28 protein-coding genes and 1 tRNA gene are annotated in these 23,523 nt (G+C 68.7%); 14 read left to right on the forward strand and 15 right to left on the reverse strand.

Going from position 1 to position 23,523, the window contains the following annotated elements:
- Nucleotides 1–39: 39 nt before the first annotated feature.
- A complete protein-coding gene (locus HKK72_RS04200; RefSeq protein WP_187232891.1) occupies nucleotides 40–1,233 on the reverse strand; it encodes an AAA family ATPase in 1,194 nt (397 codons plus the stop codon).
- 348 nt (nucleotides 1,234–1,581) lie between these two features.
- Here HKK72_RS04200 and HKK72_RS04205 point away from each other — a divergent pair, with 348 nt between their 5' ends.
- Nucleotides 1,582–2,043 (forward strand): MarR family winged helix-turn-helix transcriptional regulator, encoded by a 462-nt coding sequence (locus tag HKK72_RS04205; RefSeq protein WP_187232892.1) that lies wholly within the window; start codon nucleotides 1,582–1,584, stop codon nucleotides 2,041–2,043.
- Between the two features lie 45 nt (nucleotides 2,044–2,088).
- Here HKK72_RS04205 and HKK72_RS04210 read toward each other — a convergent pair whose 3' ends face one another.
- On the reverse strand, nucleotides 2,089–2,625 hold the full coding sequence (locus HKK72_RS04210) for a hypothetical protein (RefSeq protein ID WP_261986529.1): 537 nt from the start codon (nucleotides 2,623–2,625) through the stop codon (nucleotides 2,089–2,091).
- 103 nt (nucleotides 2,626–2,728) lie between these two features.
- On the opposite strand from HKK72_RS04210, the gene HKK72_RS04215 reads away from it, so the two are divergent.
- On the forward strand, nucleotides 2,729–3,496 hold the full coding sequence (locus HKK72_RS04215; protein WP_261986530.1) for a M15 family metallopeptidase: 768 nt from the start codon (nucleotides 2,729–2,731) through the stop codon (nucleotides 3,494–3,496).
- A gap of 113 nt (nucleotides 3,497–3,609) precedes the next feature.
- On the opposite strand, the gene HKK72_RS04220 is transcribed toward HKK72_RS04215, so the two are convergent.
- Nucleotides 3,610–3,777 carry a hypothetical protein gene (locus HKK72_RS04220; RefSeq protein ID WP_187232893.1) on the reverse strand — a complete coding sequence of 56 codons (168 nt, stop codon included), beginning with the start codon at nucleotides 3,775–3,777 and terminating at the stop codon, nucleotides 3,610–3,612.
- 85 nt (nucleotides 3,778–3,862) lie between these two features.
- Nucleotides 3,863–4,501, reverse strand: coding sequence for a LysE family translocator (locus HKK72_RS04225; protein ID WP_187232894.1), 639 nt, complete (start codon nucleotides 4,499–4,501; stop codon nucleotides 3,863–3,865).
- Between the two features lie 218 nt (nucleotides 4,502–4,719).
- On the opposite strand from HKK72_RS04225, the gene HKK72_RS04230 reads away from it, so the two are divergent.
- The 4 genes from HKK72_RS04230 to HKK72_RS04245 all read left to right on the forward strand — a co-directional run bounded on the left by HKK72_RS04230 (nucleotide 4,720) and on the right by HKK72_RS04245 (nucleotide 8,011).
- Nucleotides 4,720–5,301 (forward strand): RNA polymerase sigma factor, encoded by a 582-nt coding sequence (locus HKK72_RS04230; protein WP_315987063.1) that lies wholly within the window; start codon nucleotides 4,720–4,722, stop codon nucleotides 5,299–5,301.
- On the forward strand, nucleotides 5,288–6,340 hold the full coding sequence (locus tag HKK72_RS04235; RefSeq protein WP_187232896.1) for a CU044_5270 family protein: 1,053 nt from the start codon (nucleotides 5,288–5,290) through the stop codon (nucleotides 6,338–6,340). Before HKK72_RS04230 ends, HKK72_RS04235 begins: the two co-directional genes overlap by 14 nt.
- Nucleotides 6,341–6,455: 115 nt before the next feature.
- A complete protein-coding gene (locus HKK72_RS04240; RefSeq protein WP_187232897.1) occupies nucleotides 6,456–7,307 on the forward strand; it encodes an NAD(P)H-binding protein in 852 nt (283 codons plus the stop codon).
- A 50-nt stretch (nucleotides 7,308–7,357) separates the two neighbouring features.
- Entirely contained in the window at nucleotides 7,358–8,011 is a 654-nt protein-coding gene (locus HKK72_RS04245; RefSeq protein WP_187232898.1) for a class I SAM-dependent methyltransferase, read from the forward strand.
- Between the two features lie 37 nt (nucleotides 8,012–8,048).
- On the opposite strand, the gene HKK72_RS04250 is transcribed toward HKK72_RS04245, so the two are convergent.
- Genes HKK72_RS04250 through HKK72_RS04260 form a run of 3 tightly spaced genes read right to left on the reverse strand, consistent with a single transcriptional unit; the run spans nucleotide 8,049 to nucleotide 9,945 of the window.
- Nucleotides 8,049–8,810: an arginase family protein gene (locus tag HKK72_RS04250; protein ID WP_315987064.1), complete on the reverse strand. Its 762-nt coding sequence runs from the start codon at nucleotides 8,808–8,810 to the stop codon at nucleotides 8,049–8,051.
- A gap of 38 nt (nucleotides 8,811–8,848) precedes the next feature.
- Entirely contained in the window at nucleotides 8,849–9,121 is a 273-nt protein-coding gene (locus tag HKK72_RS04255) for a DUF397 domain-containing protein (protein ID WP_315987065.1), read from the reverse strand.
- The gene (locus HKK72_RS04260) at nucleotides 9,118–9,945 is read right to left on the reverse strand and encodes a helix-turn-helix domain-containing protein (RefSeq protein WP_187232899.1); all 828 of its coding nucleotides are present in this window, start codon (nucleotides 9,943–9,945) and stop codon (nucleotides 9,118–9,120) included. The genes HKK72_RS04255 and HKK72_RS04260 overlap by 4 nt, the downstream gene beginning before the upstream one ends.
- A 146-nt stretch (nucleotides 9,946–10,091) precedes the next feature.
- Between HKK72_RS04260 and HKK72_RS04265 the strand changes: the two genes are divergently transcribed.
- Together HKK72_RS04265 and HKK72_RS04270 are read left to right on the forward strand one after the other, a co-directional pair.
- Nucleotides 10,092–10,376, forward strand: coding sequence for a hypothetical protein (locus tag HKK72_RS04265; RefSeq protein WP_187232900.1), 285 nt, complete (start codon nucleotides 10,092–10,094; stop codon nucleotides 10,374–10,376).
- Complete coding sequence (locus HKK72_RS04270; RefSeq protein ID WP_187232901.1) at nucleotides 10,373–10,615, forward strand: hypothetical protein; 243 nt, start codon at nucleotides 10,373–10,375, stop codon at nucleotides 10,613–10,615. The genes HKK72_RS04265 and HKK72_RS04270 overlap by 4 nt, the downstream gene beginning before the upstream one ends.
- Before the next feature lie 113 nt (nucleotides 10,616–10,728).
- Here HKK72_RS04270 and HKK72_RS04275 read toward each other — a convergent pair whose 3' ends face one another.
- The gene (locus HKK72_RS04275) at nucleotides 10,729–11,436 is read right to left on the reverse strand and encodes an MBL fold metallo-hydrolase (RefSeq protein ID WP_222720313.1); all 708 of its coding nucleotides are present in this window, start codon (nucleotides 11,434–11,436) and stop codon (nucleotides 10,729–10,731) included.
- 108 nt (nucleotides 11,437–11,544) lie between these two features.
- The gene (locus tag HKK72_RS04280) at nucleotides 11,545–12,204 is read right to left on the reverse strand and encodes a TetR/AcrR family transcriptional regulator (protein ID WP_187232903.1); all 660 of its coding nucleotides are present in this window, start codon (nucleotides 12,202–12,204) and stop codon (nucleotides 11,545–11,547) included.
- Between the two features lie 82 nt (nucleotides 12,205–12,286).
- On the opposite strand from HKK72_RS04280, the gene HKK72_RS04285 reads away from it, so the two are divergent.
- The 4 genes from HKK72_RS04285 to HKK72_RS04300 all read left to right on the forward strand — a co-directional run bounded on the left by HKK72_RS04285 (nucleotide 12,287) and on the right by HKK72_RS04300 (nucleotide 15,051).
- Nucleotides 12,287–13,060 (forward strand): SDR family oxidoreductase, encoded by a 774-nt coding sequence (locus HKK72_RS04285; protein ID WP_187232904.1) that lies wholly within the window; start codon nucleotides 12,287–12,289, stop codon nucleotides 13,058–13,060.
- Nucleotides 13,061–13,124: 64 nt separating this feature from the next.
- Entirely contained in the window at nucleotides 13,125–13,697 is a 573-nt protein-coding gene (locus HKK72_RS04290; protein WP_187232905.1) for a hypothetical protein, read from the forward strand.
- A gap of 264 nt (nucleotides 13,698–13,961) precedes the next feature.
- On the forward strand, nucleotides 13,962–14,525 hold the full coding sequence (locus HKK72_RS04295) for a hypothetical protein (RefSeq protein ID WP_187232906.1): 564 nt from the start codon (nucleotides 13,962–13,964) through the stop codon (nucleotides 14,523–14,525).
- A gap of 145 nt (nucleotides 14,526–14,670) precedes the next feature.
- A complete protein-coding gene (locus HKK72_RS04300; protein ID WP_187232907.1) occupies nucleotides 14,671–15,051 on the forward strand; it encodes a VOC family protein in 381 nt (126 codons plus the stop codon).
- Nucleotides 15,052–15,180: 129 nt separating this feature from the next.
- On the opposite strand, the gene HKK72_RS04305 is transcribed toward HKK72_RS04300, so the two are convergent.
- The 3 genes from HKK72_RS04305 to HKK72_RS04315 form a co-directional block, all read right to left on the reverse strand.
- Nucleotides 15,181–15,522, reverse strand: coding sequence for a hypothetical protein (locus HKK72_RS04305; RefSeq protein WP_187232908.1), 342 nt, complete (start codon nucleotides 15,520–15,522; stop codon nucleotides 15,181–15,183).
- 100 nt (nucleotides 15,523–15,622) lie between these two features.
- A tRNA-Ser gene (locus HKK72_RS04310) sits at nucleotides 15,623–15,711 on the reverse strand.
- Between the two features lie 109 nt (nucleotides 15,712–15,820).
- The gene (locus tag HKK72_RS04315; protein ID WP_315987066.1) at nucleotides 15,821–17,731 is read right to left on the reverse strand and encodes an AAA family ATPase; all 1,911 of its coding nucleotides are present in this window, start codon (nucleotides 17,729–17,731) and stop codon (nucleotides 15,821–15,823) included.
- Between the two features lie 130 nt (nucleotides 17,732–17,861).
- On the opposite strand from HKK72_RS04315, the gene HKK72_RS04320 reads away from it, so the two are divergent.
- Both HKK72_RS04320 and HKK72_RS04325 read left to right on the forward strand, forming a co-directional pair.
- Entirely contained in the window at nucleotides 17,862–18,821 is a 960-nt protein-coding gene (locus tag HKK72_RS04320) for an NAD(P)H-quinone oxidoreductase (RefSeq protein WP_187232909.1), read from the forward strand.
- A gap of 6 nt (nucleotides 18,822–18,827) precedes the next feature.
- Nucleotides 18,828–19,355 carry a bacterial proteasome activator family protein gene (locus HKK72_RS04325; RefSeq protein ID WP_187232910.1) on the forward strand — a complete coding sequence of 176 codons (528 nt, stop codon included), beginning with the start codon at nucleotides 18,828–18,830 and terminating at the stop codon, nucleotides 19,353–19,355.
- A gap of 37 nt (nucleotides 19,356–19,392) precedes the next feature.
- On the opposite strand, the gene HKK72_RS04330 is transcribed toward HKK72_RS04325, so the two are convergent.
- From HKK72_RS04330 to HKK72_RS04340, 3 genes are all read right to left on the reverse strand, one after another.
- On the reverse strand, nucleotides 19,393–20,196 hold the full coding sequence (locus tag HKK72_RS04330; RefSeq protein WP_261986531.1) for an HAD family hydrolase: 804 nt from the start codon (nucleotides 20,194–20,196) through the stop codon (nucleotides 19,393–19,395).
- A gap of 94 nt (nucleotides 20,197–20,290) precedes the next feature.
- Complete coding sequence (serS, locus tag HKK72_RS04335; protein ID WP_187232911.1) at nucleotides 20,291–21,547, reverse strand: serine--tRNA ligase; 1,257 nt, start codon at nucleotides 21,545–21,547, stop codon at nucleotides 20,291–20,293.
- A gap of 97 nt (nucleotides 21,548–21,644) precedes the next feature.
- Nucleotides 21,645–23,360, reverse strand: coding sequence for a hypothetical protein (locus HKK72_RS04340; protein WP_187232912.1), 1,716 nt, complete (start codon nucleotides 23,358–23,360; stop codon nucleotides 21,645–21,647).
- Nucleotides 23,361–23,523: the final 163 nt, after the last annotated feature.

Consider the following 23,523-nt stretch of genomic DNA (forward strand, 5'->3'; position numbering starts at 1 on the left):
ACAGCACTAGAGAGCGTTAGACAGTCGTAGCGAACCGCTCTAGGCCGGTTGGGCACGCAGGAACTTGCCGAAGTGCGGAACGGTGAAGGCCACCAGACCACGTTCGGCGCTGTAGATGAGCCCCTTCTTGATCAGGCCGTCCCTGGCGGGCGACACGCTCGACGGCTTCCGGCCCAGCTCATCGGCCACGGACGCCGTCGGCACCGGGTCGTCGCCCAGCATCGCCATGGCCCGCATGTAGTCGCGCTCGGCCGGAGTCGCGCGCTCGTAGCGGCTGCCGAAGAAGCCGACGGCCAGCTCGGTCTCGGCCTCAGGGGCGGCCACCTTGATGTCCTCGGTGGTGATCGGTGTCTCGGGGGCGATGTCCCAGACCACCTTGGCGTAGGCCTGGACGAAGTACGGGTATCCGTCCGCCGCGTCGTAGAGCGCGTCGAGCGCGTCCTCGGTGAACGTCACGTTCTCGCGCTCCGCCGGAGCGAGCAGCGCCAGATCCGCGGACTCACGGTCGAGCCGGTCGATGCGGGCATAGCGAAAGAGACGCTCGGAATAGGACTTGCTCGCCGACAGAACCGCGGGGAGGTGCGGCAGCCCCGCACCGACGACGATCAACGGCCCCCCGGTCTGCGACAACTCGTGACAGGCCGCGCAGAGCGCGGAGACGTCATCGGGCGGGATGTCCTGCATCTCGTCGACGAACAGCCCGATGCCGACACCGAGATCGGTGGCGACCGAGGCGGCGTCGACGAACAGCTCGGTCAGGTCGATCTCCAGGTCGCCGGAGTCGGCACGACCCCGTGCGGCCGGCACATCGATGCCGGGCTGCCAGCGATGCACCCGCGCCTTGCCCTTGGCCCCGCTCTCCTCGCCGGCCTGCGCGAACGCCTTGAGCACGCCCAGGAACTGTTCGATGCGGTCGGGGCCGCGGTGCCGGGGGGCGAGCTCACGGATCGCCATGTGCAACGCGGCGGCGACCGGCCGGCGGATCGATTGGTCCGGCCGGGCCTCGATCTTGCCGGTGCCCCACAACCGCTGGATGGCCATGGATCGGAAGGCGTTGAGCAGGACGGTCTTGCCGACTCCGCGCAGGCCAGTGATGATCATGCTGCGCTCGGGCCGGTCACGGGCCACACGTTCGAGCACGACCTCGAACTGCCGTAGCTCCCGGTCGCGGCCGGCGAGCTCGGGAGGGCGCTGTCCGGCGCCGGGCGCGTAGGGATTCCGCACTGGGTCCACGGTCTCGGACTCTATGAGCCGATATAGCTGTGGCCGTAGATTTCCATAGAAAGTGCTACGGCGTGTCGCGCACCTTCGTCGCGCGGTACGGCGCACCGCCTCTGGCGCGGTGAGGGCAACCATCATGCCCGCCTCCCCATGCGGGGTAACCGCAGGTCGAATCTCTGTTCGAGGAATTCGAACACAGTAGCCCACGATCGGCGCTCGCGTCACCCGAGCGCGAGGTCGGACTCGAAAATATCTTCGGCCCCACCCGCCCGACGGCTTCGGTCAGGGAACTTGACCGAGAAGCACCGAATTCCCCGGGGAAACTAGTTGAATATTCAATGGATGCCGTATACTAACGATATGAGTGAACCACGTTGGCTCGATGCCGGCCAGCAGCGAAACTGGCGGGCCTTCCTCGAGGGCAGCGTGCGGCTGTGGGACCTGATCGATCGAGACCTCAAGGCCAAGCACGGTCTGACGGGGGCGGAGTACGAGATCCTCGTTCGGCTGTCGGAAGCGCCGGAAAAGCGTATGCGCATGGCCGAACTGGCCGAGTCGGCCAGCCAGTCCCGTAGCCGGCTGTCGCACACGTGCGGGCGGCTGGAGGCCAAGAAGCTCGTTCACCGCGAGACCTGCCCCGGCGACAAGCGCGGTGTCTTCGCGGTGCTCACCGACGAGGGCTTCGCCGTGCTCGACATCGCCGCACGCGATCATGTCAACACGGTGCGAGATTTCTTCATCGACGTCATGGAGCCGGGCGACCTCGAGGCGGTGGGCCGCGCCTTTCGCGCGGTGACCGACCGTATCGCCGAGGTGCAGTGACCCGCCGCCTGCGGCGGTGACCGCCCATAGGCGTCGAAGGCGGGCTCACGGATTCAGGCCTGTGAGGAAGCCGGCGGACACCAGGGTCATGAAGACCCAGCCCAGCATCAACCCGATCCCGAACGGCCGCCAGGCTCCTCTGACATGCCACACCAGCAGGCCGCCGAGGCCGAAGGCCAGCAGTAGCAAGGTCAGCAGTTGAGGCAGGAGGCTCGGCGCCTCCTTCATCTGGAACGGCGCGTACATCATCACGCAGTCGATGAGGATGAACGTCCCGAAGCCCGCGACCATGACGGCGAGATCCCTGCACCCGGGTTCATCGCCGGTCGGCCAGGTGCGCAAGGTCCGCCAGGTCGGCAGGGCTCGCCGGAGCGGCGCAGGCGTCTGCGGCCGTGACGGGGCCGGCCGCGGGGCGGGCGCCGGGTCGTCCGGCGCGGTCACGGGCTCCATGCCGAACAACTCGTCTTCCAGCGTGGGCGGCTCCCGCTCAGCGTCCCGTTCATCTGGGGAACCTGCCCGGTCGCCCGAACCGGGCGGTTCCAGGTTCGGTTCCTGCGAGGGCGGCTCTCTGCGGTCCGACATTCGTGTGGTCCCTGTGACCGGAGGTGTTGACGGCACGGTAGCCAAACGCTCCGATATCTCCAGGGCCGCACGGGAGGTGCACTTCACATGCCATCCTGCCGTTATGCAGGGAAAACAACTGGTGGTCACCGCGATGATCGTGGCCGAGGCGGCCGTCTTGCTGGCCGGATGTGGCCGCGGGGGCGGCCCAGAGCAGCCTGTGTCGCCCGGTACCGACGCCGGCTCGAGCTCCCCCTCGCCGGCTGAGCCATCGGATCAGCCGAGCCCGTCGGCCACCTCGCGCAAGCCCCGCCCTGCCACCCAGAGCTTCAGCGGCACGATCCACAAGATCCCGTCACGCGCGACGGTGAAGTATTCGTGGCGGGAGAACTGCCCGGTTCCGCTGTCGGGCCTGCGGCTGCTCCGGATGACCTACTGGGGCTTCGACCACAGGCCGCACACTGGCGAGATGATCGTGAACGCCCGGTCGGCCGCCGACGTGGTCAAGGTGTTCAAGCGGCTGTACCAGCAGCGCTACCCGATCCGGCGGATGCAGCTCGTCGACGCCTACAAGGGCAGCGACTTCGACTCGATCGAGGCCGACAACACCTCCGCGTTCAACTGCCGGGCCGCGACCGGTTCGAGCAGCTGGTCACAGCACGCCTACGGTCTGGCGATCGACCTCAACCCGTGTGAGAACCCGTACGTCACCGCGAGCGGCCAGACGGCGCACAAGAAATGCAGGAAATACACGAACCGTGCCCGCCGCGATCCCGGGGTGATCCACGCCGGTGACCGGACCGTACAGGCGTTCCGGTCGATCGGATGGGGCTGGGGCGGAGCCTGGTCGGGGACCAAGGACTACCAGCACTTCTCGTCCAGCGGCCGCTGATCGGTCACGCCGGTGGCCGTCTCGCCGGCGGCCGGTCTCGCCCGCCGCCGGCGCGACTCCCGTGCTTCCCCCTGATGGTCCCCCAGATGGGAGGCGCGCTCAGATGGCCGGATTCAGATGGCCAGATAGGCCACTACCGCGATCACGATCACGACTGCGGCGAGACCAACGAGGATCAGTGCGATGTTGGGCCCCCCGGCCGTGCTCTCGGCTTCGCCACCGCGGGCGAAGGCTCGGAACTGCTCGGTGTCCCCTGACGGTTCGTTCTGATATTCAGACATGCGCACGACCTTAACGAAGGATTCCTCGGTCACTGTCGCCTTTTAGGCAACATGTCTAGGATCCAGCCCGCCGTCCGCGAGCGAGTCAGCGGTCGTGCCGTCCAGGTGTGAGCGCGGCGACGACCCCGAGGCCGATGAAGGTGCAGCCGACCACGTAGCGCTCACCGCGCAGAAAACGCGTGCTCCGGCGCAGCCAGGGCCCCACCGCACCCGCCAGCAGCGCATAGCCGGCGTCCGTGCACAGGCCGAGCGCAACGAACACCAGACCGAAGACCGCGATCTGGACGGTGACCGCGCCCCTCGCCGGGTCGACGAACTGCGGCAGAAAGGCCAGGAAGAACAGCGCCAGCTTGGGGTTGAGGATGTTGACCAGAATGCCCTCGCTGAACAGCCGGGCGGCGCTCTTGGGCTCGCCCACCTCGACCATCTCGGCGTTCTGCCGGGTCAGCAAAGCCCGTACGCCAAGGTAGATCAGGTAGGCGGCGCCGACGTACTTGACGACCGTGAACGCGAAGGCCGACGACAACAGCAGCCAGGACAGGCCCGCCACCGCTGCAGCGACCTGTACGAGGGTGCCCACGTGGATGCCGAGCACCGCGGTGACGCCCGCCCGCGCGCCATGCCGTACGCCCTGCGAGACGACGTACAGGACGGCGGGCCCGGGAACGAGCAGGACGATCGTGGCGGTGGCCACGTACAGGGCGAGCGTCGATGGACTCGGCATGCGGCCACGTAATCACGAACCCCGCAGCATCAGCCAGCGAATATCCGGCCACCGCCCCGGTAGGCGGCGTCGAGGGAAGCGGTACGGCGGCTTTTCCCAATAACAGGTGAAACCGCCGGCCGAGAGGGGTCACATGAGCGCGTGGCAACAGTCACCGCGGGAGCCGAGTCACGCGAGTGGTTCGCGATGAGCGAATCGGGCGTGGGGTGAGGGGCGAGGTGCGGGCCCGGACCGACGCAGAGATCATCGAGGCGTCTCTGAGCGAGCCGGAGTGCTTCACGGCGCTGTACGACCGCTACCACGAGCTGATCCATCGCTATATCGCGCGCCGTCTCGGCCGGGATCTCGCCGATGATCTGATGGCGGAGACGTTCCTGATCGCGTTCGGCCGACGAGAACACTACGACCTGGCCAGGTTCGACGCCGCGCCGTGGCTGTACGGCATCGCGACCAATCTCGTCGGTCAGCATCGGCGTGCGGAGGTCCGGTTCTGGCGGCTCATCGAGCGGACCGGCGTCGACCCGGCGGTGGAGCCGCCGGCCGAGGTGGTGGTCGATCGCGTGACCGCGCAGGCGTCGCGACGGGAGCTGGCGGCCGCGCTCGCCGGACTGCCCCGCGGGCAACGGGACGTCCTGCTGCTGACGGCCGCCGGCGGTCTGTCCGCCGAGGAGATAGCGACGGCCCTCGGCATCGCCAAGGGGACCGTGCACTCCCGGCTGAATCGAGCTCGTAAGAAGACACGCCACGCGCTGGGTGGGACGGATCCCCGAGGAACAGGTGAGACCGATGAACGATCTTGAGCGCATGTGCAGCGAGGTCCCGCCGCCCGACGCGACGGCCGTGGCAGAGGGACGCCGCAGGCTGCTCGCCGCGGCCCGCGGCGACGTACCGCGAAGCTCCGAGGGCCCGCCGAGAACGCGGCGGCGCAGGTCGCGGCCGCTACGGATCGGCCTTCCGCGGATGGGCGTACGACTGGTGGCCGTCGGAACCGCGGCCGTCGCGATCGCCGCGGGCACGACGCTGGCGCAGCTCCCGCACGGCATCGACGACAAGGGCCGTCCTCGGCAGGTCATCCCCGGGCTCCCCGCGGGCCCGGTGGCCAACGCGGCGGAACTGATGGACCGGGCCGCGACCGCCGTCGAGTCGCGGCCGTTCACGCCGCCCCGGCCGGATCAGTGGATCTTCGTCGAGCACAGGCAGCGCTTCCCCGCCATCGGGACCCGGGTGAACGCCCCCGGGGTACGGCTCGTGACCCACATCGAGCGAACCTGGTGGCGCGCGGACGGCACGCAGGTCGCCAGAACCCGAAAGGGCCATTACGGCGACGGCAGGCTGCAGATCGAGGACGGTCCTGCAGGTTGGAAACATCATTACCCTTCGCTGGCCGCGCTGCCGACCGATCCGAAGGCGCTGCCCGGCGCCATGGCGGCGAAGGGGTATCTCGACGGGTTCGACGAGCAGACCGCGCGGGAACGCGCCGAGACGCTGTACCTGGAGTACAACGCGATCCTGCGCAACGGCGTGGCACCGCCGAAGCTCGAGGGCGCGATCTTCCGATCGATCGCGAGCCTTCCCGGAGTGACCCTCAGAAGGAACGCGGTGGACGTGGCCGGACGGCCGGCGATCGCGGTCGCCCGGATCATCGACGGCTTCCTCCATTACGAGATCCTGGTCGACCGCACCACCTACCGGTACATGGGCGAGCGGATCATCGCGATCACGGACCACACGTCCACCGGTACGGACGGCACCTGGCGCGTCAAGAAGGGCGCCATCCTGAACCTCCAAACACGGACCGATTCCGGCAGCATCGTCGACGCGCCGGGCCGGATCCCGTGACCTGAGCCGGTCGCTCTGGTGCGGGCTTGACCTCGACCTTGGTTGACGTAACAGGCTGAGCGCAGCAAGCCCGTCGAGGGAGAACCTGCGAGACCGCACCAGGGAGACCGCCCACATGTTCCTCGTCACCGGGGCGACCGGCAATGTCGGCCGGCACGTCGTGTCCCAACTGTCCAGTACGGGCGCCGCCGTGCGCGCGTTGACCCGCGATCCCGGCGCGGCCCGGCTGCCCGACGGCGTCGAGGTCGTACGAGGCGACCTGTCCGAACCGGGCGGGCTCGGCGCGGCCCTCGCGGGGGTCGAGTCGGTGTTCCTGGTCTGGCCCACCCTGTCGGCCGATCATGCGGCGCCCGCGACCCTGGAGACGATCGCGAAGCACGCGCGCCGCGTCGTCTACCTGTCCGCACGGGGCGTGCCGGACGCCTCCGAGGATCAGACGGCCGAGTCGATCCTCGGATCGCACGCCCGGATCGAGCGCCTGATCGAGCGGTCCGGGATGGAGTGGACCTTCCTGCGGCCCGGTGGATTCGCCACCAACACGCTGGCCTGGGCCCCGCAGATCCGCGCCGGCGGCGTGGTCCGCTGGATCCACGGTAAGGCGGGGCGGTCGCTCATCCACGAGCGGGACATCGCGGCCGTGGCGGCTCGCGTACTCACCGAGGACGGGCATGCCACGAAGAAGTACGAGCTCACCGGGCCCGAGACGCTCACCCAGATCGAACAGGTGCACGCCATCGGTACGGCGATCGGCCGGCCACTGCGCTTCGAGGAGTTCTCGCTGGATGCCGCACGGCAGCAGATGCTCGCCCAGGGGATGCCGCCCGACCTGGTGGATCCCATTCTGAACGGACATGCCGCGATGGTGTCCGACCCGGAGTCGGTCACCGACGCGGTGGAGGAACTTACCGGGACGCCCGCGCGCACCTACCTCCAGTGGGCGATCGACCACGCCGACGACTTCCGCTGACGACACCCCCCGCCCCGGCACCCGCCCGGGGGCTACTACGGTCCTCGGCTATGACCGAAGCCTCCTACCTGAACACCACCAGGACCGACTACGACGCCGTCGCCGTCCGCTATGCCGAGTTGTTCGCGAACGCACACCGCGAGGTGCCGCTGGACCGTGCGATCCTCACCGCGTTCGCCGAGCTCGTACGAGTGGCGGACGTCGGCCCGGTCGCCGATCTCGGCTGCGGTCCGGGGCAGGTGACGGCCTACTTCCGCGACCTCGGCGTGACCGCCTTCGGCATCGACCTGTCGCCGACGATGATCGCGCTGGCCCGTCAGGCGTACCCGGACCTTCGGTTCGAGGAGGGCACGATGACCGACCTCGACCTGGCGGACGGCACCGCCGGCGGCATCCTTTCCTGGTACTCGATCATCCACACCCCGCCGGAGCAACTGCCACTGGTCTTCGCCGAGTTCGACCGCGTGCTGGCCCCGGGCGGCCACATATTGCTCGGCTTCTTCCAGGCCGACGACGACGCACCGCAGCCGGCGCAGGCGTTCGACCACAAGGCGTCGGCCGCCTACCGGTGGTCGCTCAACGGTGTCGCCGAGCTTGCCCGCAAGGCCGGCTTCGTCGAGGTCGCCCGGATGGTGCGCGAGCCCGGTGACACCGAGAGATTCCGACAGGGCCGCCTCCTGGCCCGCAAACCCAGCCGAGCGTAGCCACCCGGTCACGACGGCGATCCAGGCCGGAGGCCTGTCAGCCCTCCGCTGCGAGGGCCGACAGCAGCCGGGAACGGAGGCCATCGGCATCGTCGTGGCCGGGGTGCCAGGTGCAGCCGATGTCCACGGCGACGACCCGACCGGTGGCGAAGACTCTGCGGGCCGCGTCGAGCACGGACGAGGTCGTCGGCCCGGCCGGTGCCGGATACCGCAGCCCCGCCAGTTCCGCTGAATCGATCACGTCCAGGTCCATGTGCAGCAGGAGAGGGCCTGGCGGCAGCACGTCGGCCGACACCTCGTCGACGCCGCATCGGCGGATCTCCGAGGTCGCCAGGTAGTCGGCCTCCGGTGGATCGAGGTCCCGACCGTCCACCAGGACCACCCGGTTCTCCGGCACTAGGCGCAATCCCAGACGCTCGGAGATCAGGTCAGGGCGGTAGCCGACCAGGATGCGAAGGGGCATGCCGCCCAGGTAGCCCGAGGCGGTGGTCTCGAGGGTCTGCACATCGCCATGCGCGTCGAACCAGACCACGGAGGCGTCCACCTCCGCCTGCTGAAGGCCCGCCACAGTGCCGAGCGAGGCTGTGCAGTCGCCAGACACCACGGTCGGCACCTGCCCCTTCCGCACGACTTGAGCGACGGCCTCGGCCACCGACTCGTACAGGCGCCCGAGACGCGTCCAGGTGTCCCCGTCGGGCAGCGCCACCGCAACCGTCGTGACGTCGCGACCTGGCGGGAGAGGGATGTTCAGGTCGGGGAGGTACTCGTCCAGGTGATACGGCACGGAGATGATCGCCACGCCTAGAACCGTACGCGATGCCGCCACCGACGTGCGGGTTACGAGTCGCCGTACCTGCTCGTCTTGACGTCTGCGACGAAGGCGGCCCACTCGCGCGCGGTGAACGCCAGCTTCGGACCGTCCGGGTTCTTGGAATCGCGGACGGCCACCACCCCGGGCAGCCCGGCCAGCTCGACGCAGTCGTCGCCACCCTGACCGCTGTGGCTGCTCTTGCGCCAGTGCGCGGCGGCGACCTCCACACAGTCCTGACCGCCCTGAGCGCTACGGCTGCTCTTGCGCCAGCGCATCGCGGAGAGATCCAACCTGGTCACGTAAGGTCCTCCAGCCTTTCCAGCAGCATCTGTTGGGACGCGCTACGGGGCAGCGCCTCACCCATGACCAAGTCGAACCGCGCGGCGCAGTCGGCCACGGTGCTCGGGTCCTCGATCAACTGGCTGAAACCCGGCCCCTCCTGATACAGGATCTCCGTGCCGTCACCGAGCCGCAAGAGGGTGAACTTGCCATCCAAACCGGCATAGGTCGTCGATGCGAACGGCAGAATCCGCACCTGAACGTTCGGCGAGACGACCAATCCTGCGAGCAGCTTCAATTGCTCGCGCATCACCTCTTGCCCGCCGAACGGTCGGTGCAGGACCGCCTCGTCCAGCACGAACCAGGCGTACGGCGGCCTCTCCACCCGAAAGATGCCTTGCTGCTCCATGCGTGTCGCCACCCGCTCGCCCACCGGGGCCGGGTCGGGCCAGGCGTTGATGACCGCCCGGGCATAATCCTCGGTCTGGAGCAGGCCCGGCACGAGTTGCGCCACGAACGAGCGGATGAGCACCGCCTGGGCTTCCAGTTCGATGTACGCGGGGAAGCCGGGGAGCAGCACCTGGCTGCGGCCGGCGCGCTTGATGGCTTTCCACAGCCTGTGGAAACTGCCGCCGGTTTCGAAATAGGTGTCCAGGTCATTGCCGAACTGCTCGGACGGCGGCTTCTCGGCCAGCTCGACCTGTCCGATCCATTGCGGCGTGTAGCCGAGTGCGGCGGCGAGCTGCGCCATCGACAGGTTGGCCTGGTTGCGGCGCGTTCTCAACTCGGCGCCGAAGTAGCCGACGAGTGAGTTCGGGTCGAGCTCACGCTGAGGACGAGGCATGGGGGGAGCCTCCCGGAGTTGTCCACGGCGGCCGCTTGACGTGCGGCCCGAGCCGGTTTCGTTGCGGGTGGTGACCGTTGGTAGCCGAGCGTAATGCCTTCGAGTCAGCCTGGTCATGGAAATGGACCCTGAGGAGGAATCCCCCCATGACAACAGGAACGATGACGGTGGCCCCCATGCCTCGGCCGACGGGCGCACCGGTCCGGCGACTGCTCCCCACGTGCACGTTCCTCGAGGACCTGACGCGGAGGTTCCCCGGGACGTCGTTCTGGTGGGGGCGGCATACCGGCAGCTGGTGGGCGTTCCATCCGTCGCTGCGGCGGCTGGTCGAGGCGACCTCGCCGAATGAACTGGCGGCCCTGCTGCACGCGGTACTGCGGAGGGCCCCGGCCACCGGCGTCGACCAGCACCGGACGGCGCACGCTCGATGACGGACGAGGAGCGCCTCACCAGGCTCCGGGCGGAGCATCCTGGGTGGAACATCTGGCGAGCCCGCACTGCCACGGGCGGGCCCGGCATGTGGATGGCCACGCGCGATCGCGTACTGACCACCGAGGAGATGTACGACGGATTGGCGCACACGCTCGCCGAGGACCGCTCCGACCTGCTCGGCGACGCACTGGCGGCGCAACGCCGGATCGAGATCGCGCGTGCGCAGGAGCTGATCTGAGCATGGGCGTTTCCTGGGTGGACCCCATCGGGCCACCGCTCACGCGGCACGCGGACGTAACCGCGGCGACCGGCGCTCGACAAGACACCGGTTCCGAGCCTGGCCGGCTCTGTTCAGCAGCCGAGGTCCATGATCGAACCGGCGCGGGCGACGCTGATCTGGCCGCCGAACGCCTCCCCGGCCACATGACGCGCGGCGGCCGGGTCGGTGCCCGGCCACAGATGCGTCAGGACGAGCCCGCCGACCGCGGCCTCAGTGGCCTGCCGCCCGGCCTGCCGGGCGGTGGTGAGGTAGGGGGCGTCCTCCTGTGGAACCTCGTCGACATAGGTGGCCTCGGCGAGCAGCAGATCCGCCTCGCGGGCGAGTACGACCACGTCTGGGCTCGGCCCGGTGTCGCCCGTGTAGGCGAGAGCGGCGCCCCCGGCGGTGAGCCGGATCCCCACGTTCGGCACGTGGTGCGGCAGCAGACGGGTGTCGACCCGGAACGGACCGATCTCATGCGAACCGCCGATGGTGAAGTCGGGCAGGACATAGGCGTCCGCCAGCATGGCGGGCTTGTCCAGAGCGAGGACCGAGTCCAGACCGCCGTCCGGCGCGTAGACGGGAAGGGCGGACGGCGAATCGCCGCCCAGCGCCCGAGCACGCAGCAGCGGGTTCAGGTCCGCGCAGTGGTCAGGGTGCCCATGGCTGATCCACACCGCGTCGACCTGCTCGGCCGTGACGTGTTCCAGCAGCCGTGGCAGCGTCGCGTATCCCGGATCCATGAGCAGCCGAAAACCGTCGTGCTCGACGAGGTAACCACTGCACGCCTGATCGGCCATAGGCCATGCCCCGCAGCCTCCGAGCACGGTAATCCTCACATCGGCGACCTTACGACTTGGTGCGCGATGGTGGAGCGTATGCGTCCAAGGTGGCCCGTGCCGGCGTGGTCAGTTCGCCGGGTGTGGCTGTGCGGCAGGTCGGTTCAGCGGGGATGGCCGGTGTGCGGGCCATGCGGTCAGGGCCAGCTCGGCAACCTGAGTGAGTTCGGTCTTGTCGGCTCCGTCTCGGGCGCGTTGTGACATTCCTTGGATGATGGTGGCGAAGTATCCGGCCAGGGCGCGGGGGTTGGTGTCGCGGGGCAGTTCTCCTGCTTGTTGTGCGGCGGTAAGGCGGTCCTGGAAGATTCTGAGGTTGGCGTTGCGCAGGTCGCGCAGGAACGTCTCGATGCCGGCGTCCTGTACGGCGACGTTGGTGGCGGCGGTGATGGTCAGGCACCCGGCGGGGTGGGAGGAGTCGGAGTAGATCTCCGCGGCCTCGCGCAGGATGCGGGCGAACGCGGCGTAGGCGGTGGGTTCCTCCCCCAGGGCCGCACCCACGAAGGCGCCAGCGGGTGAGTGCCCGTAGGCGGCCACCACCTCCTTGAACAGCGACTGTTTGTCGCCGAAGGCGGCGTACAGACTTGCCGGCCGGATGCCCATCGCCCCGGTGAGCTCACTGACCGAGGTGGCCTGGTAGCCGCGCTCCCAGAACAGCCGGGTGGCCGCGGCCAGCGCCGCGTCGCGGTCGAAGGTCCGGGGGCGTCCCCGTGTCGCGCCTGTCGTGCTCATGCCGCCATTGTAGAGCGATCGCTCAACAAGACGTGCTAGCTTATTTCTTGAGTCATCGATCAACAAATGGAAGGAACCGGCCATGAGCGCGCACGCACTGGACGGCAAGGTCGCATTGGTCACCGGCGGCAGCAGGGGAATCGGCCAGGCCATCGCCCAGCGGCTGGGCCGCGACGGCGCCGTCGTCGCGGTCGCCTACGCCCGCGACCAGACCGCGGCCACCGAGGTCGTCGAGCGGATCGGCAAGAACGGCGGCCGGGCCTTTGCGATCCGGGCGGCACTGGGCGGCCACGGCGACGCGGCCGCACTGTGGGCTGCCTTCGACGCCCAGATCGGCACCCACGCCCCCGGCGATGGCGTCGACATCATCGTCAATAACGCCGGGATCGGCCGTAGCGCCGACCTGGACTCGCTCACCGAGGAGGAGTTCGATGAGGTCTTCGCCGTGAACGTCCGGGCACCGTTCTTCATCATCAAGGAAGGGCTGAAGCGGCTGCGCGACGGCGGCCGGATCATCAACATCTCCAGCGGCGCGGCTCGCCTGGCCATGCCTGAGGCCATCGCCTACGGCTCCACAAAGGGTGCCCTGGACACCTTCACCCTCAACCTGGCCAAGCACCTGGGCCCGCGCGGCATCACCGCCAACTCGGTGGCTCCCGGAATCGTCGACACCGACGTCAACGCCGGATGGCTGCGCGGAAACCCCGGCGCCCAGGCCCACGCCGCCTCCCTGGCCGCCCTCGGTCGCGTCGGACAACCCGCCGACATCGCCGACATCGTCGCCTTCCTCGCCTCCGACGACGCCCGCTGGGTCACCGGCAGAGTGATCGACGCAACCGGCGGCGCCGGGCTGTAAGCCCGATCCTCCTCGCGGATCGTTCGTGGTTGTCGGCAGGTCGCACCACGGACATCATGACGCCATGACAGTCACCGATCGTGTCCCCGATAGTGCGCCGCTCGTCGCTCGGCCGCGAGTCGGCCGTCTCACCGCCATATTCGGCCCGCACATCGCCTTCTATGGTCTCTGGGCGGTGGGGGCGGTCGTGCTGTCACTGCTCTGGCTCGACACCCTCGGCAGGGTGATCGCCATCGGGATCTTCGCTCAGCTCTCGTTCTACAACATGCTGCTGTACGTGCACCTGCTCCGCATGTCCGCCTTCTCCGGCCCCTACCTCGCCGCGGACGAGAACTGGGTATGGCTGCGGGTCGGCGGTTTCCGCAAGCCACGCGTGGTGGTGCTGCCGTGGGCCGCGATCGAGCACGTCGAACTGCGCAAGGTCTCCAAGGGAATGTTCTCGGTGCAGCACATCTGCCTGTACGCCCCCTCGATGGTCGCGCAGGCCAATGCGGATCGCGGCGTCGCCCGCGACACGAGAGCCGCCATGAAAGCGACCGGCACCCCTTTCTGCGTCAACATCCGCCAGGTTCACGGCGACCCCGCCACTCTGGAGGCGAGGCTGAGGGAATACGCCCGCACGGCCTCCCGGTACTGACCACGTCGCCGTCGGCATCGCCGAGAACGCCCATGTCTTCGTTGGCGGCTAGAGGTCGTTCCTCCTCAGAGCCGAAGTCGTCACCGGCGAGCTGGAAATGAACGATGACTGCGTGTTCGACGGCCATGCGTCTCCCTCGATCGGTGGCCGCCCATCAGCCAGGCCACCCGGCTGTGCCGGATACTCAAGTAAGGCGTGCCCGTAGAGCTCCACCGTCGGCGGCGTTGCGTGGCCGGACATGGATCCACGGCCTAGGGTTGGCGGATGCGCGGAAGAGTCCTCGGGGCGGTCGGCGCGGGAGCCGTCGCGATCGCCACAGTGACGATTCTTGTGTGGCCGGGCCCGGGAGCGCCCCAGGTCGAACCGCGGCTGCGCGCCGAACTCACCCCGGTGATCCGGCAGCACCTCGAGACACGAGATGACCACGGCGGCGCGCTCGCCGAGCGGCCGGAGTCGAAGAGCCGGTGGTTCTGCCAGGTCCATCTCATCGAGACGCGCCGCGGTGGCCCGGAGCTGCTGGCAGGTATCGCCGCGCACTGCTCTGAATACGCGCGACGGGGCTCCGCCCTCCTCCAGGGCACCGGCTTCTCGGTACCGGCGCTGATCACCCTCCGCTCTCGGGACGGCTCCTACGAGGTGACGGAGATGCGGGAGGGCGGAAAGCTCAACGGCGACCCGGACTACCGACGCACGTTCACCAAGGTGGGAAAGGCCGAGTTCCTGCGCATCGAACAGCACGGGTACCCGGAGACCGCCGAGCGGCCGCTCGACCGGGCGCGCCGGGCATACGGCCTACCGCCCAACGCTCCCGTCCAGGACGCGTTCTAGGGCGTACCTCAAGGTCGGCTGCCCTACTGCGCGACCCCCCTGCTCGCCTCGCCCGGTACGGTCGCGAGAATGTTCTCGCTGCGGGAGCCCATGAGACCCGCGCGAGCCACCCCGGTAGTCCCCACGCTGAGAGTAGGTTTCGTCAATGGCATGCCGTATCAGCGAGCTCGTGCTCAGTTGCCGCGACCCTGAGGTGCTGGCGCGGTTCTGGTGCGAGGTCTTGGACTTCGTCGTGCTCGATCGCGAGGACGACGGCTCGGTGGAGATCGGGCCGCGCGAAGGGTTCGGTGGTCCGCAGCCGACGATCATCCTCAGTCGCAGGGATGAGCCGGAGAAGGGGAAATCCCGGCTGCACATCGACGTCAACGCCACCGACCGCGATCAGGACGCCGAACTCGAACGCCTCCTGAAGCTCGGGGCACGCCCGGCCGACATCGGCCAGACCGGCGAGGAGCCCTGGCACGTCCTCACCGATCCCGAAGGCAACGAGTTCTGCCTGCTCAAGACTCGCCTCGACCCACTCTGACGGCCCTCGACATGGAGCGGCGATCCCTGGATCGAGGGCTGAAGCGCGGCAGTTTCCTGCCGATCCTGGCCGGGATCGCCTCGGCTGCCCATGATCGGTTTCAGCGGGTGGCGCCCGGCCGTGTCGCCGTCACTGCTTCTTCTGCCATGAGGCGGCTTCGAGAATACCTGCCACGTGTTCTGCGGCTCCAGGATCAAGCAAGGGCAGATGCGTGGCCAACGGCTCGACGATCTCAGGGGGAACGACGCCATACTCGACCAGATGCCCTAGCGAGTGAGCGATCTCTTCTTGAACGTCGGCTTCAACCTCCCGAAGAAGAGCGCCAACCAGCGCGTTGACGACACCGCTGACATCCCACCGGCTTCGGCACGCTCCTATGAGCCAGTCACCAAGGTAGGCGGCTGCCGGCTCACGGACTCGCCGGTCGTGGCTATCGAGATCGGCGATGTGGTTTTGCGCGCTTTGGTCCACGCCCTGATTCTGCCGCGTGCGCCGCGCACACCCGGCCGCACATGCCGATCAAGGTCTCTCGTCAGGTTCCCGGGGCTTGACCTGCGGAGATCGAGGTGAGCGGAGGGTGTGGGATTCGAACCCACGAGACCGGTCACCCGGCCTAGCGGTTTTCAAGACCGCCGCCATCGTCCACTAGGCGAACCCTCCTGGTGGTGCCCCACCCTACCGCCCAAGCGATCTGGGCCGCGACGCGATATCGCCAGGCCGCGCCGTGATCCCGCCGACGCGACGGGATCACGGGCGGGCCCGGCTCGGCTCAGCGTGAACGGCCGAAGCCGTCGCCGATCGTCGCGGCCAGCACGAGGTAGGCGTCCTGGGTCGCGGGGGTGAGCTGGTCGAGCTCGACCTCGGCGCCCTCCTCCAGATGCGCGTCGTACGGGATGCGCACGACGGCCCGGCAGCGGCTCTCGAAATGCTGCTGCAGCCGGTCCAGGTCCACCGTGCTCTTGCTGCGCGATCGCACCATCGAGAGCACGACCACGCCGCCTCGCACGAGATCGCCGTGTTCGTGCGCCTCCAGCCAGTCCAGGGTCGCGCTCGCCGACCGGGCGCCGTCCACCGACGGGGAACTGACCAGGACCAGCTGGTCGGCGAGCGCCAGCACACCGGCCATGGCCGAGTGCAGCAGGCCGGTGCCGCAGTCGGTAAGGCAGATCGAGTAGTAGTGCTCCAGCACCCGGGTGACCGAGCGGTAGTCCTCCTCGCTGAAGGCCTCCGACATCGCGGGGTCCCGGTCCGAAGCGAGCACCTCCAGCCTCGAGGAGGACTGAGAGGTGAACGCCCGTACGTCGGCGTAACGCTGGATCTGCTCCCGCTCGTTGAGCAGGTCGCGTACGGTCGCCGCCGTCTCGAGCCGCACCTTGTCCGACAGCGTGCCGCGGTCGGGGTTGGCGTCCACGGCGATGACGCGGTCACCGCGCAGCGAGGCCAGGCTCGCGCCGAGCCCCACAGTGGTCGTCGTCTTGCCGACGCCACCCTTGAGGCTCATGACCGCGACGCGGTGGTGGCCGCTGGCCACGGGCGTACGAGCGCGTGCCAGCAGCTCACGCCGGCGCAGTTCGCCGGGCGCCTCGCCCGGATGGATCGCACCTGCCGTGGCCTTGTAGACCGCCCGCCGCCAGCCGCTCGCCGGGGCGCTGCGCCGGTTGCGGAGCAGCGTGTCCGCGCTCAGGCTGTCGGAGGTCTGCGGCACGGCCGAGCCGGCCTGCTGTGGCACTCCTGGAATGGACGGGGAGACCGGCGGCTGCTGCTGGAGCGGGTACGCCCCGGCCGGGGGCGCCTGGCCCGGGCCCTGACCCTGTTGCGGCGGGTACGGAGCAGTCCCGTCGGTCTGCTGATGCGGCGCGTACGGGGCGGCGGCGCCCTGCGACTCACCCTGCTGGTACGGGGGGTACGGGGCCTGCGCCTCACCCTGCTGCTGGTACGGAGGGTAAGGGGCGGCCGGGCCTTGGGCCTCACCCTGCTGCTGGTAGGGCGCGTACGGGGCGGCCGAACCCTGGGCCTCGTACGGCGGGTACGGAGCGGCGGGCCCCTGCGGCTCACCCTGCTCGTACGACGAGTAAGGGGCCATGGGCTCAGGTCCCTCCGCCTGCTGCTGCGGGGGCGCTTCGTAGGACTGGGCGGCGCCCCACGGGTAGGCCTGCTGAGGCTGCTCCGGGAGGTTCTGCGTGTTCTGCTCCGGACCGTATTCCGGCAGCGGCTCGAGCGGTGGCGGCGGCTGGCTGCCCGCCGGCGGCGTACCCGGATAGAAGTTCGCAGGCGGGTACTGCGCCTGCTGCTGAGCACCGTAGTCCGGCGCCGGCGTGGCGTAACCCGGCGGAGGTGGCATCGGAACGTGCTGCTGCTGCCCACCCTGGACCGGTCCCGCGGAGCCGGGCGGCGGCAGCGGAGCGTACGGCGCGGGCTGCTGCCCGGAATACGGGGGCGGCGGGTCGTTCAGCCACGGATTGACCGGGAACTCGACGTCATTGCCGTTCTGCAGCTCATCGAGAGATTTAAGGTCGTCCGCCGGAAGTGTCGGCTCCTCGGCGTCTTCGGGCCCACCGGACGAGGTTTCGAGCTTCGATTCGTCGGTCACGGATTCCTTGGCCGCCGATTCGTTGGTCATCGCGTCCAGGGAAGCGAGCTGTTCCTCCAGGGAACGGCCATCATGCTCGTTCTTTGCCACCGGTTCCCCCTCGATGCCAGGCGTCGCACGCTAGTCAAGAAAGGCAACTGAAAGCCTAAGGCACTGCGCGACCGACCCCATACCGTCTGCTCTCTCCCAGCGTCTCAGGTGACCTACTAACGTGATCGGCATGCGCGCAATCGTTATCAACGAACCCGGCGGTCCCGACGCTCTGCAGTGGACCGAGGTCGACGATCCCATCCCAGGTCCCGATGAGGTTCTGCTCGACGTCGCCGCGACGGCCGTCAACCGGGCCGATGTCATGCAGCGCCAGGGCCACTATCCTCCGCCGCCCGGGGCCTCCCCCTACCCGGGACTGGAGGCCTCGGGGCGCATCGCCGCCCTGGGCGATGGTGTCACCGGCTGGAAGGTCGGCGATGAGGTCTGTGCCCTGCTGAGCGGCGGCGGATACGCCCAGCGCGTGGCGGTGCCGGCCGGCCAGTTGCTGCCCGTACCGCACGGTGTGAGCCTGGTCGACGCGGCGGCGCTGCCCGAGGTCGCGTGCACGGTTTGGTCCAACGTGTTCATGATCGGTCAATTGCGTGCAGGCGAGACGTTTCTCGTACACGGCGGAGGCAGCGGAATCGGGACGATGGCGATCCAGCTCGCCCACGCCCGCGGGGCACGCGTGCTGTGCACCGTGGGCAGCGAGGAGAAGGCGGCCAGATGTCGCGAACTCGGTGCCGACGTGGCGATCAACTATCGCGAGGAGGACTTCGTTGAGATCGCCAAGCCGGTCGACGTCATCCTCGACAACATGGGGGCGAAGTACCTGCCTCGCAACGTCAAGGCCCTCGCGGTCGGCGGCCGGCTGGTGGTGATCGGGCTGCAGGGCGGCGCGCGCGGTGAGCTGGACCTCGGCGCGCTGCTGCGCAAGCGGGCGGCCGTGCACGCAACCGGGCTGCGAGCCCGTCCGTTGGACGAGAAGGCCTCGATCGTGGCCTCGGTGCGTGAGAACGTCTGGCCGCTGATCGAGTCCGGTGACGTACGGCCGATCATCGATCGCCGGTTGCCGATGTCGGAGGCCGCCCAGGCTCACCGGGTCATGGAGGGCAGTGGTCACGTCGGCAAAATCCTGCTGGAAGACTGAGGACTTATGAACCACCCGTTGAACAACGACTCCGAACAGGACCCGCAGGTCGTCGTGGTCGGCCCGCACGGCATGGGCGTCGAGGGCGGCGACGAAGAGCGCAAGATCACCGACATGGTCGAGCAGCCCGCCAAGGTCATGCGTATCGGGAGCATGATCCGGCAGTTGCTCGACGAGGTCCGGGCGGCACCCCTCGACGAGGCCAGCCGCGTGCGGCTGAAGGACATTCACGCGTCATCGATAAAAGAGCTGGAAGACGGGCTCGCTCCGGAGCTGATCGGCGAACTCGAGCGACTGTCGCTGCCGTTCACCGAGGACGCGATACCGAGCGAGGCCGAGCTGCGGATCGCCCAGGCCCAGCTCGTGGGCTGGCTGGAAGGGCTCTTCCACGGCATCCAGACCACGCTCTTCGCACAACAGATGGCCGCCCGGGCGCAGCTCGAGCAGATGCGCCGCGCATTGCCCGCGGGAATGATCCCCCCAGGAGCCGAGCCCGAACAGGAGCAGCGCCGCAGTTCCGGTCCCTACCTGTAGAGGGCCCCGCTCGCCGGGGTGCTCGCCCGGTCCCCGATCAGGGGAACAGCCGCTCGAGCACCTCGGCGACGCCGTCGTCGTCGTTGGCCCCGGCCCGCCTGCTCACCGTTCGCAGCACCTCAGGGTGCGCGTTGGCGACCCCGTACGAGGTACCGGCCCAGGTCAGCATCGGCAGATCGTTCGGCATGTCGCCGAACGCCACCACGTCGGCGGCGTCGATCTCGTGCTCGGCGCAGAGCTCCGCGAGGGCGCTGGCCTTCGTGACACCCTGCGCGCTCATCTCCAGCAGCCCTCGCCCGGACGAGTGCGTCACGGTGACGAGGTCGCCCACCTCCTTGCCGGCCCGTTCGGCCAGCCGGTCGGGATCCCTGTCCGGGTGGAAGGCCAGCAGCTTGGTGCCGGCGACGCCGACCAACTCCTCACCGTCGACCCGGCGTCCGCCGATGGACTCGGCATCCCACCTGCCCAGGTCGTAGTTCATCTCGCAGACGAACTCGGACTCGTGCTCCACCGCGAACCTGAAGTCCGGGAACGCCCCGCGCAACCGATCGACGACGGTGGCGAGGATCTCCGGCTCGATCAGCCGGGCCCGGACGGTGCTCTCGGTGTGGAGATCGTGGACGACGGCGCCGTTGGCGCAGATGGCGATGCCCCGGTGACCGACGACGTCCGCGATGTCACGCATCCAGCGCGGCGGCCGTCCGGTGACGAGCACGAGCATCCGCCCGGCGCGTTCGACTCGGGCGAGGGCGGCGACGGTGCGGGCGGACACCGAGCCGTCCGTACGGACTATGGTCCCGTCGAGATCAGTGGCGATGAGGCGCGGCATGAGATCAGACATATTGCTCCATAGTCTGCCCCGAACCCGGACCCCATCGAGCCACGCCCCGGTTGGTCAGAGTCGAGGACCGGGACGTGCCAGAGGGCCTCGGCGATCAGCGGACGGGCTCGATGACCTCTCGGCCGAGGTACTTCTGCAGGGCCTTGGGGACCCGTACCGAACCGTCGGCCTGCTGGTGGTTCTCCAGGATGGCGACGATCCAGCGGGTGGTGGCCAGCGTGCCGTTCAGCGTCGCGACCGGCTGCGACTTGCCGCCCTCTTCGCGGAAGCGTACGGCCAGGCGGCGGGCCTGAAAGTCGGTGCAGTTCGACGTCGAGGTCAGCTCGCGGTAGGCCTTCTGCGTCGGGACCCACGCCTCACAGTCGTACTTGCGGGCCGCGCTGGAGCCGAGGTCGCCCGCGGCCACGTCGATCACGCGATAGGGCAGCTCGACCTTGGCGAGCATTTCCTTCTCCCACGCCAGCAGCCGCAGGTGCTCCTCGTGCGCGTCGGCCGGGTCGCAGTAGGAGAACATCTCGACCTTGTCGAACTGGTGCACCCGGATGATCCCGCGGGTGTCCTTGCCGTACGAGCCGGCCTCGCGGCGAAAGCACGAGGACCAGCCGACATAGCGCCTCGGCAGCCGGTCGATGATCTCGTTCATGTGGTAGGCGGCGAGCGGGACCTCCGACGTGCCGACCAGATACAGATCATCCTGCGGCAGTTGGTAGACCTCCGCGGAGTGCGCACCGAGGAAGCCGGTGCCCTCCATGGCCTCGGGCTTGACCAGCACCGGCGGGTACATCGCGGTGAACCCGCTGTCGATCGCCTGTTCCATGGCCAGGTTGAGCAGGGCGAGCTGCAGCTGGGCGCCGATGCCGGTGAGGTAGTAGAACCTCGCCCCCGACACCTTGGCGCCGCGCTCGGTGTCGATCGCGCCGAGCATCTCGCCCAGTTCGAGATGATCACGCGGCTCGAAGTCGAAGACCGTCGGCTCGCCGACGTGCTCGAGCACCACGAAGTCCTGTTCACCGCCGGGCGGGGCGCCCGTTTCGATGATGTTGGGGACGGTCCGGAGCGTGGCGGTGAGCTCCTCCTGGAGCCCGCCGGCCTCGGCCTCGGACTCCTTGACCTGCTGGGCCAGCTCCTTGGCCCGGGTCAGGAGCTGCTCGCGCTCGTCGCCCTTGGCCTTGGAGACCGACTTGCCGATGCTCTTCTGCTCGGATCGCAGCTGCTCGAAGCGGGTCAGGGCCGCTCGGCGGCGCTCGTCCACATCCAGCAACCGGTCGACGACGGCCTCGTCCTCGCCGCGGGCGCGCTGCGAAGCGCGCAGCCGCTCGGGATCCTCTCGAAGAGCTCGCAGGTCAATCACGTCAACGAGGCTACCGGTCCGCAGGCCGTGGCCGCGCGTTGATTAGGCCCGGCGAGCGAAGATCCACAGCAGTGGACCCCGCTCGCCGGGCACCGCGTCAGCGGACGTCGACGTAGTCGCTGCCGCTGGAGCCGGGCAGATAGCTCGTGGCGCCCTTGTACTTGGCCATCCAACTGCCGTCCCGGCTCGCCTTGAAACCCTTGCGGAACTTCCCGTACCGGTCGGTCTTGGCGACCGCCATATACGTCCAGGTACTCGACCCGCGCGGCTGGAAGTACAGGTACACCCACTGACCGCTCCACGAACCCCACGACGACACGTACCTCTTCAACGTCCCGCCCACTGTGATCGTCCGGCCGCGCTTCACCGGCTCTGGCGCGGCATTGAAGGACGAGATCGTCGTCCGGTACTTCACCGCCGCGTACGCGGTGACGCTGACGGAACCAAAGTCCCGGTCCCCGTAGTCGGGCAGATAGTTCAGCCGCCAGTAGCCGGAGGACCCGGCGGTCGCACGCAGCGACACCTGCCCCTCGGTGCCGGAACGGCCCTCTGCCGCCACCGACCAGTTCTTGCGATCCCTGGAGAAGTGCAGCTCAACCCTGCCGTTCGTCAGCGGAACCACCGCTCCGGTGGCGTCTTGCATGGTCAGGAGCCCGCTCCCGGTGATCTGCGCGCCCTTGCCGACCGGATTCGGAGATACCTTGAACCCACTGATGGACGTGCGGTGTTCGGAGTAGATCACCTCCCTGGTGCCCTGGCTGCTAGGCAGATAAGGGCCGAAGACCCAGTTGCCGTCCCCCGTCAGGTACTCCGGCCGGAAATACACGACCCACTGGGTCGCCTGCGGCACTTTGACCGACTGCGAGTAGCTCCCGTCCGATCCCGTCCGCGCCGTCGCGACGCGGGCCTGATATCCCAGGTCGGAGTCGTAGGTGTAGATGTCGACATCCTGATTCGCAGCGCCGGTCCACTGGCCCTCGGCGGTCTTGCGTTCGAGCCGACCGCTGACCTGGACGGTGTCGCCGATGACCTCCGGCCGCGAGGACAAGCTCATGGACACCCGGGTCTCTTGGCGGAGAACCTTGAGACGGCTCCGCGGGGACTCAGCGGGCCGGTACAGCCGGGCTCCGTGATAGGACACAGAGGCGTCACTGTCGACCATGTTCGTGCGGTGATCGGGCCTGACGTACAGGCGGACGGGGCTGGAGAACCTTCCGTCCGGGTCGGTCGTCGTGTAGTCGGCGCAGGCGCCATTGAGGGCCAGGCAGAGCTGCGCGCCCGGTATCCCGTGTTCGTTTCCGTCCCTGTCCTCGAAGACCAACCGCCCCGCGTACGTCACGGTGTCGCGGTCGATGTCCACGGTGGACGGGGAGAAGGTGAACTCGCTGAACCGCGTCTTGCCGAGCCTGTCAATGATGCCGGCCACCTTCCTGGTGACCGTGGCACCGGAGGCGTCCGTGGCGTCGACATCGACGTGGATGACACCCATCTCCAGCATCACGGGCTGGGAGGTGCGCCAGATGCCGCCGGTGGCGGTTCCGCTGACCAGTTCGAAATCCTCGACTGTCGTGAACGGGTCCGCGGTGTCGCCCAACCGCAGCCTTGCGGTGATCTTGGTGATGTCACTGTCCGAGGCCGCGTTGACCTCTATCTGGGTGGTCCACCCCGGCGTCGTGGCGGCCGCGGACCGTACCGTCAGCGACCCGGCCAAGGCGGGGCGGGGGATGCTCACCAGCAGGGCGGCGAGCGCGATCCCCAGAGCAAGCGCGATCAGTCTTCGCCAGGAGACCGCATCAATCGACTTTGTCGGCACGCAGGACAGACGCCCGAAAGATCATCAAGGTTTACCTGTCGGAGCACATGGTTAAAAGTCGGGCCCAATGGCCTCATGGTCCGGTTCGCCGGTTGCGTGGGTGCATGTTGACCAGGTTCGGCGAGCGAAGATCCACAGCAGTGGACCCCGCTCGCCGGGCACC

This window comes from Actinomadura sp. HBU206391 (genome assembly GCF_014323665.1).
Classification (GTDB): domain Bacteria; phylum Actinomycetota; class Actinomycetes; order Streptosporangiales; family Streptosporangiaceae; genus Actinomadura_C.

What these genes read in the sequence shown, in the direction of transcription:
- HKK72_RS04205 (WP_187232892.1), top strand. Translation starts at nt 1,582, where the DNA reads ATGAGTGAACCACGTTGGCTCGATGCCGGCCAGCAGCGAAACTGGCGG.
- HKK72_RS04210 (WP_261986529.1), bottom strand. Translation starts at nt 2,625, where the DNA reads ATGTCGGACCGCAGAGAGCCGCCCTCGCAGGAACCGAACCTGGAACCG.
- HKK72_RS04215 (WP_261986530.1), top strand. Translation starts at nt 2,729, where the DNA reads ATGCAGGGAAAACAACTGGTGGTCACCGCGATGATCGTGGCCGAGGCG.
- HKK72_RS04220 (WP_187232893.1), bottom strand. Translation starts at nt 3,777, where the DNA reads ATGTCTGAATATCAGAACGAACCGTCAGGGGACACCGAGCAGTTCCGA.
- HKK72_RS04225 (WP_187232894.1), bottom strand. Translation starts at nt 4,501, where the DNA reads ATGCCGAGTCCATCGACGCTCGCCCTGTACGTGGCCACCGCCACGATC.
- HKK72_RS04235 (WP_187232896.1), top strand. Translation starts at nt 5,288, where the DNA reads ATGAACGATCTTGAGCGCATGTGCAGCGAGGTCCCGCCGCCCGACGCG.
- HKK72_RS04240 (WP_187232897.1), top strand. Translation starts at nt 6,456, where the DNA reads ATGTTCCTCGTCACCGGGGCGACCGGCAATGTCGGCCGGCACGTCGTG.
- HKK72_RS04245 (WP_187232898.1), top strand. Translation starts at nt 7,358, where the DNA reads ATGACCGAAGCCTCCTACCTGAACACCACCAGGACCGACTACGACGCC.
- HKK72_RS04260 (WP_187232899.1), bottom strand. Translation starts at nt 9,945, where the DNA reads ATGCCTCGTCCTCAGCGTGAGCTCGACCCGAACTCACTCGTCGGCTAC.
- HKK72_RS04265 (WP_187232900.1), top strand. Translation starts at nt 10,092, where the DNA reads ATGACAACAGGAACGATGACGGTGGCCCCCATGCCTCGGCCGACGGGC.
- HKK72_RS04270 (WP_187232901.1), top strand. Translation starts at nt 10,373, where the DNA reads ATGACGGACGAGGAGCGCCTCACCAGGCTCCGGGCGGAGCATCCTGGG.
- HKK72_RS04275 (WP_222720313.1), bottom strand. Translation starts at nt 11,436, where the DNA reads ATGGCCGATCAGGCGTGCAGTGGTTACCTCGTCGAGCACGACGGTTTT.
- HKK72_RS04280 (WP_187232903.1), bottom strand. Translation starts at nt 12,204, where the DNA reads ATGAGCACGACAGGCGCGACACGGGGACGCCCCCGGACCTTCGACCGC.
- HKK72_RS04285 (WP_187232904.1), top strand. Translation starts at nt 12,287, where the DNA reads ATGAGCGCGCACGCACTGGACGGCAAGGTCGCATTGGTCACCGGCGGC.
- HKK72_RS04290 (WP_187232905.1), top strand. Translation starts at nt 13,125, where the DNA reads ATGACAGTCACCGATCGTGTCCCCGATAGTGCGCCGCTCGTCGCTCGG.
- HKK72_RS04295 (WP_187232906.1), top strand. Translation starts at nt 13,962, where the DNA reads ATGCGCGGAAGAGTCCTCGGGGCGGTCGGCGCGGGAGCCGTCGCGATC.
- HKK72_RS04300 (WP_187232907.1), top strand. Translation starts at nt 14,671, where the DNA reads ATGGCATGCCGTATCAGCGAGCTCGTGCTCAGTTGCCGCGACCCTGAG.
- HKK72_RS04320 (WP_187232909.1), top strand. Translation starts at nt 17,862, where the DNA reads ATGCGCGCAATCGTTATCAACGAACCCGGCGGTCCCGACGCTCTGCAG.
- HKK72_RS04325 (WP_187232910.1), top strand. Translation starts at nt 18,828, where the DNA reads ATGAACCACCCGTTGAACAACGACTCCGAACAGGACCCGCAGGTCGTC.
- HKK72_RS04330 (WP_261986531.1), bottom strand. Translation starts at nt 20,196, where the DNA reads ATGTCTGATCTCATGCCGCGCCTCATCGCCACTGATCTCGACGGGACC.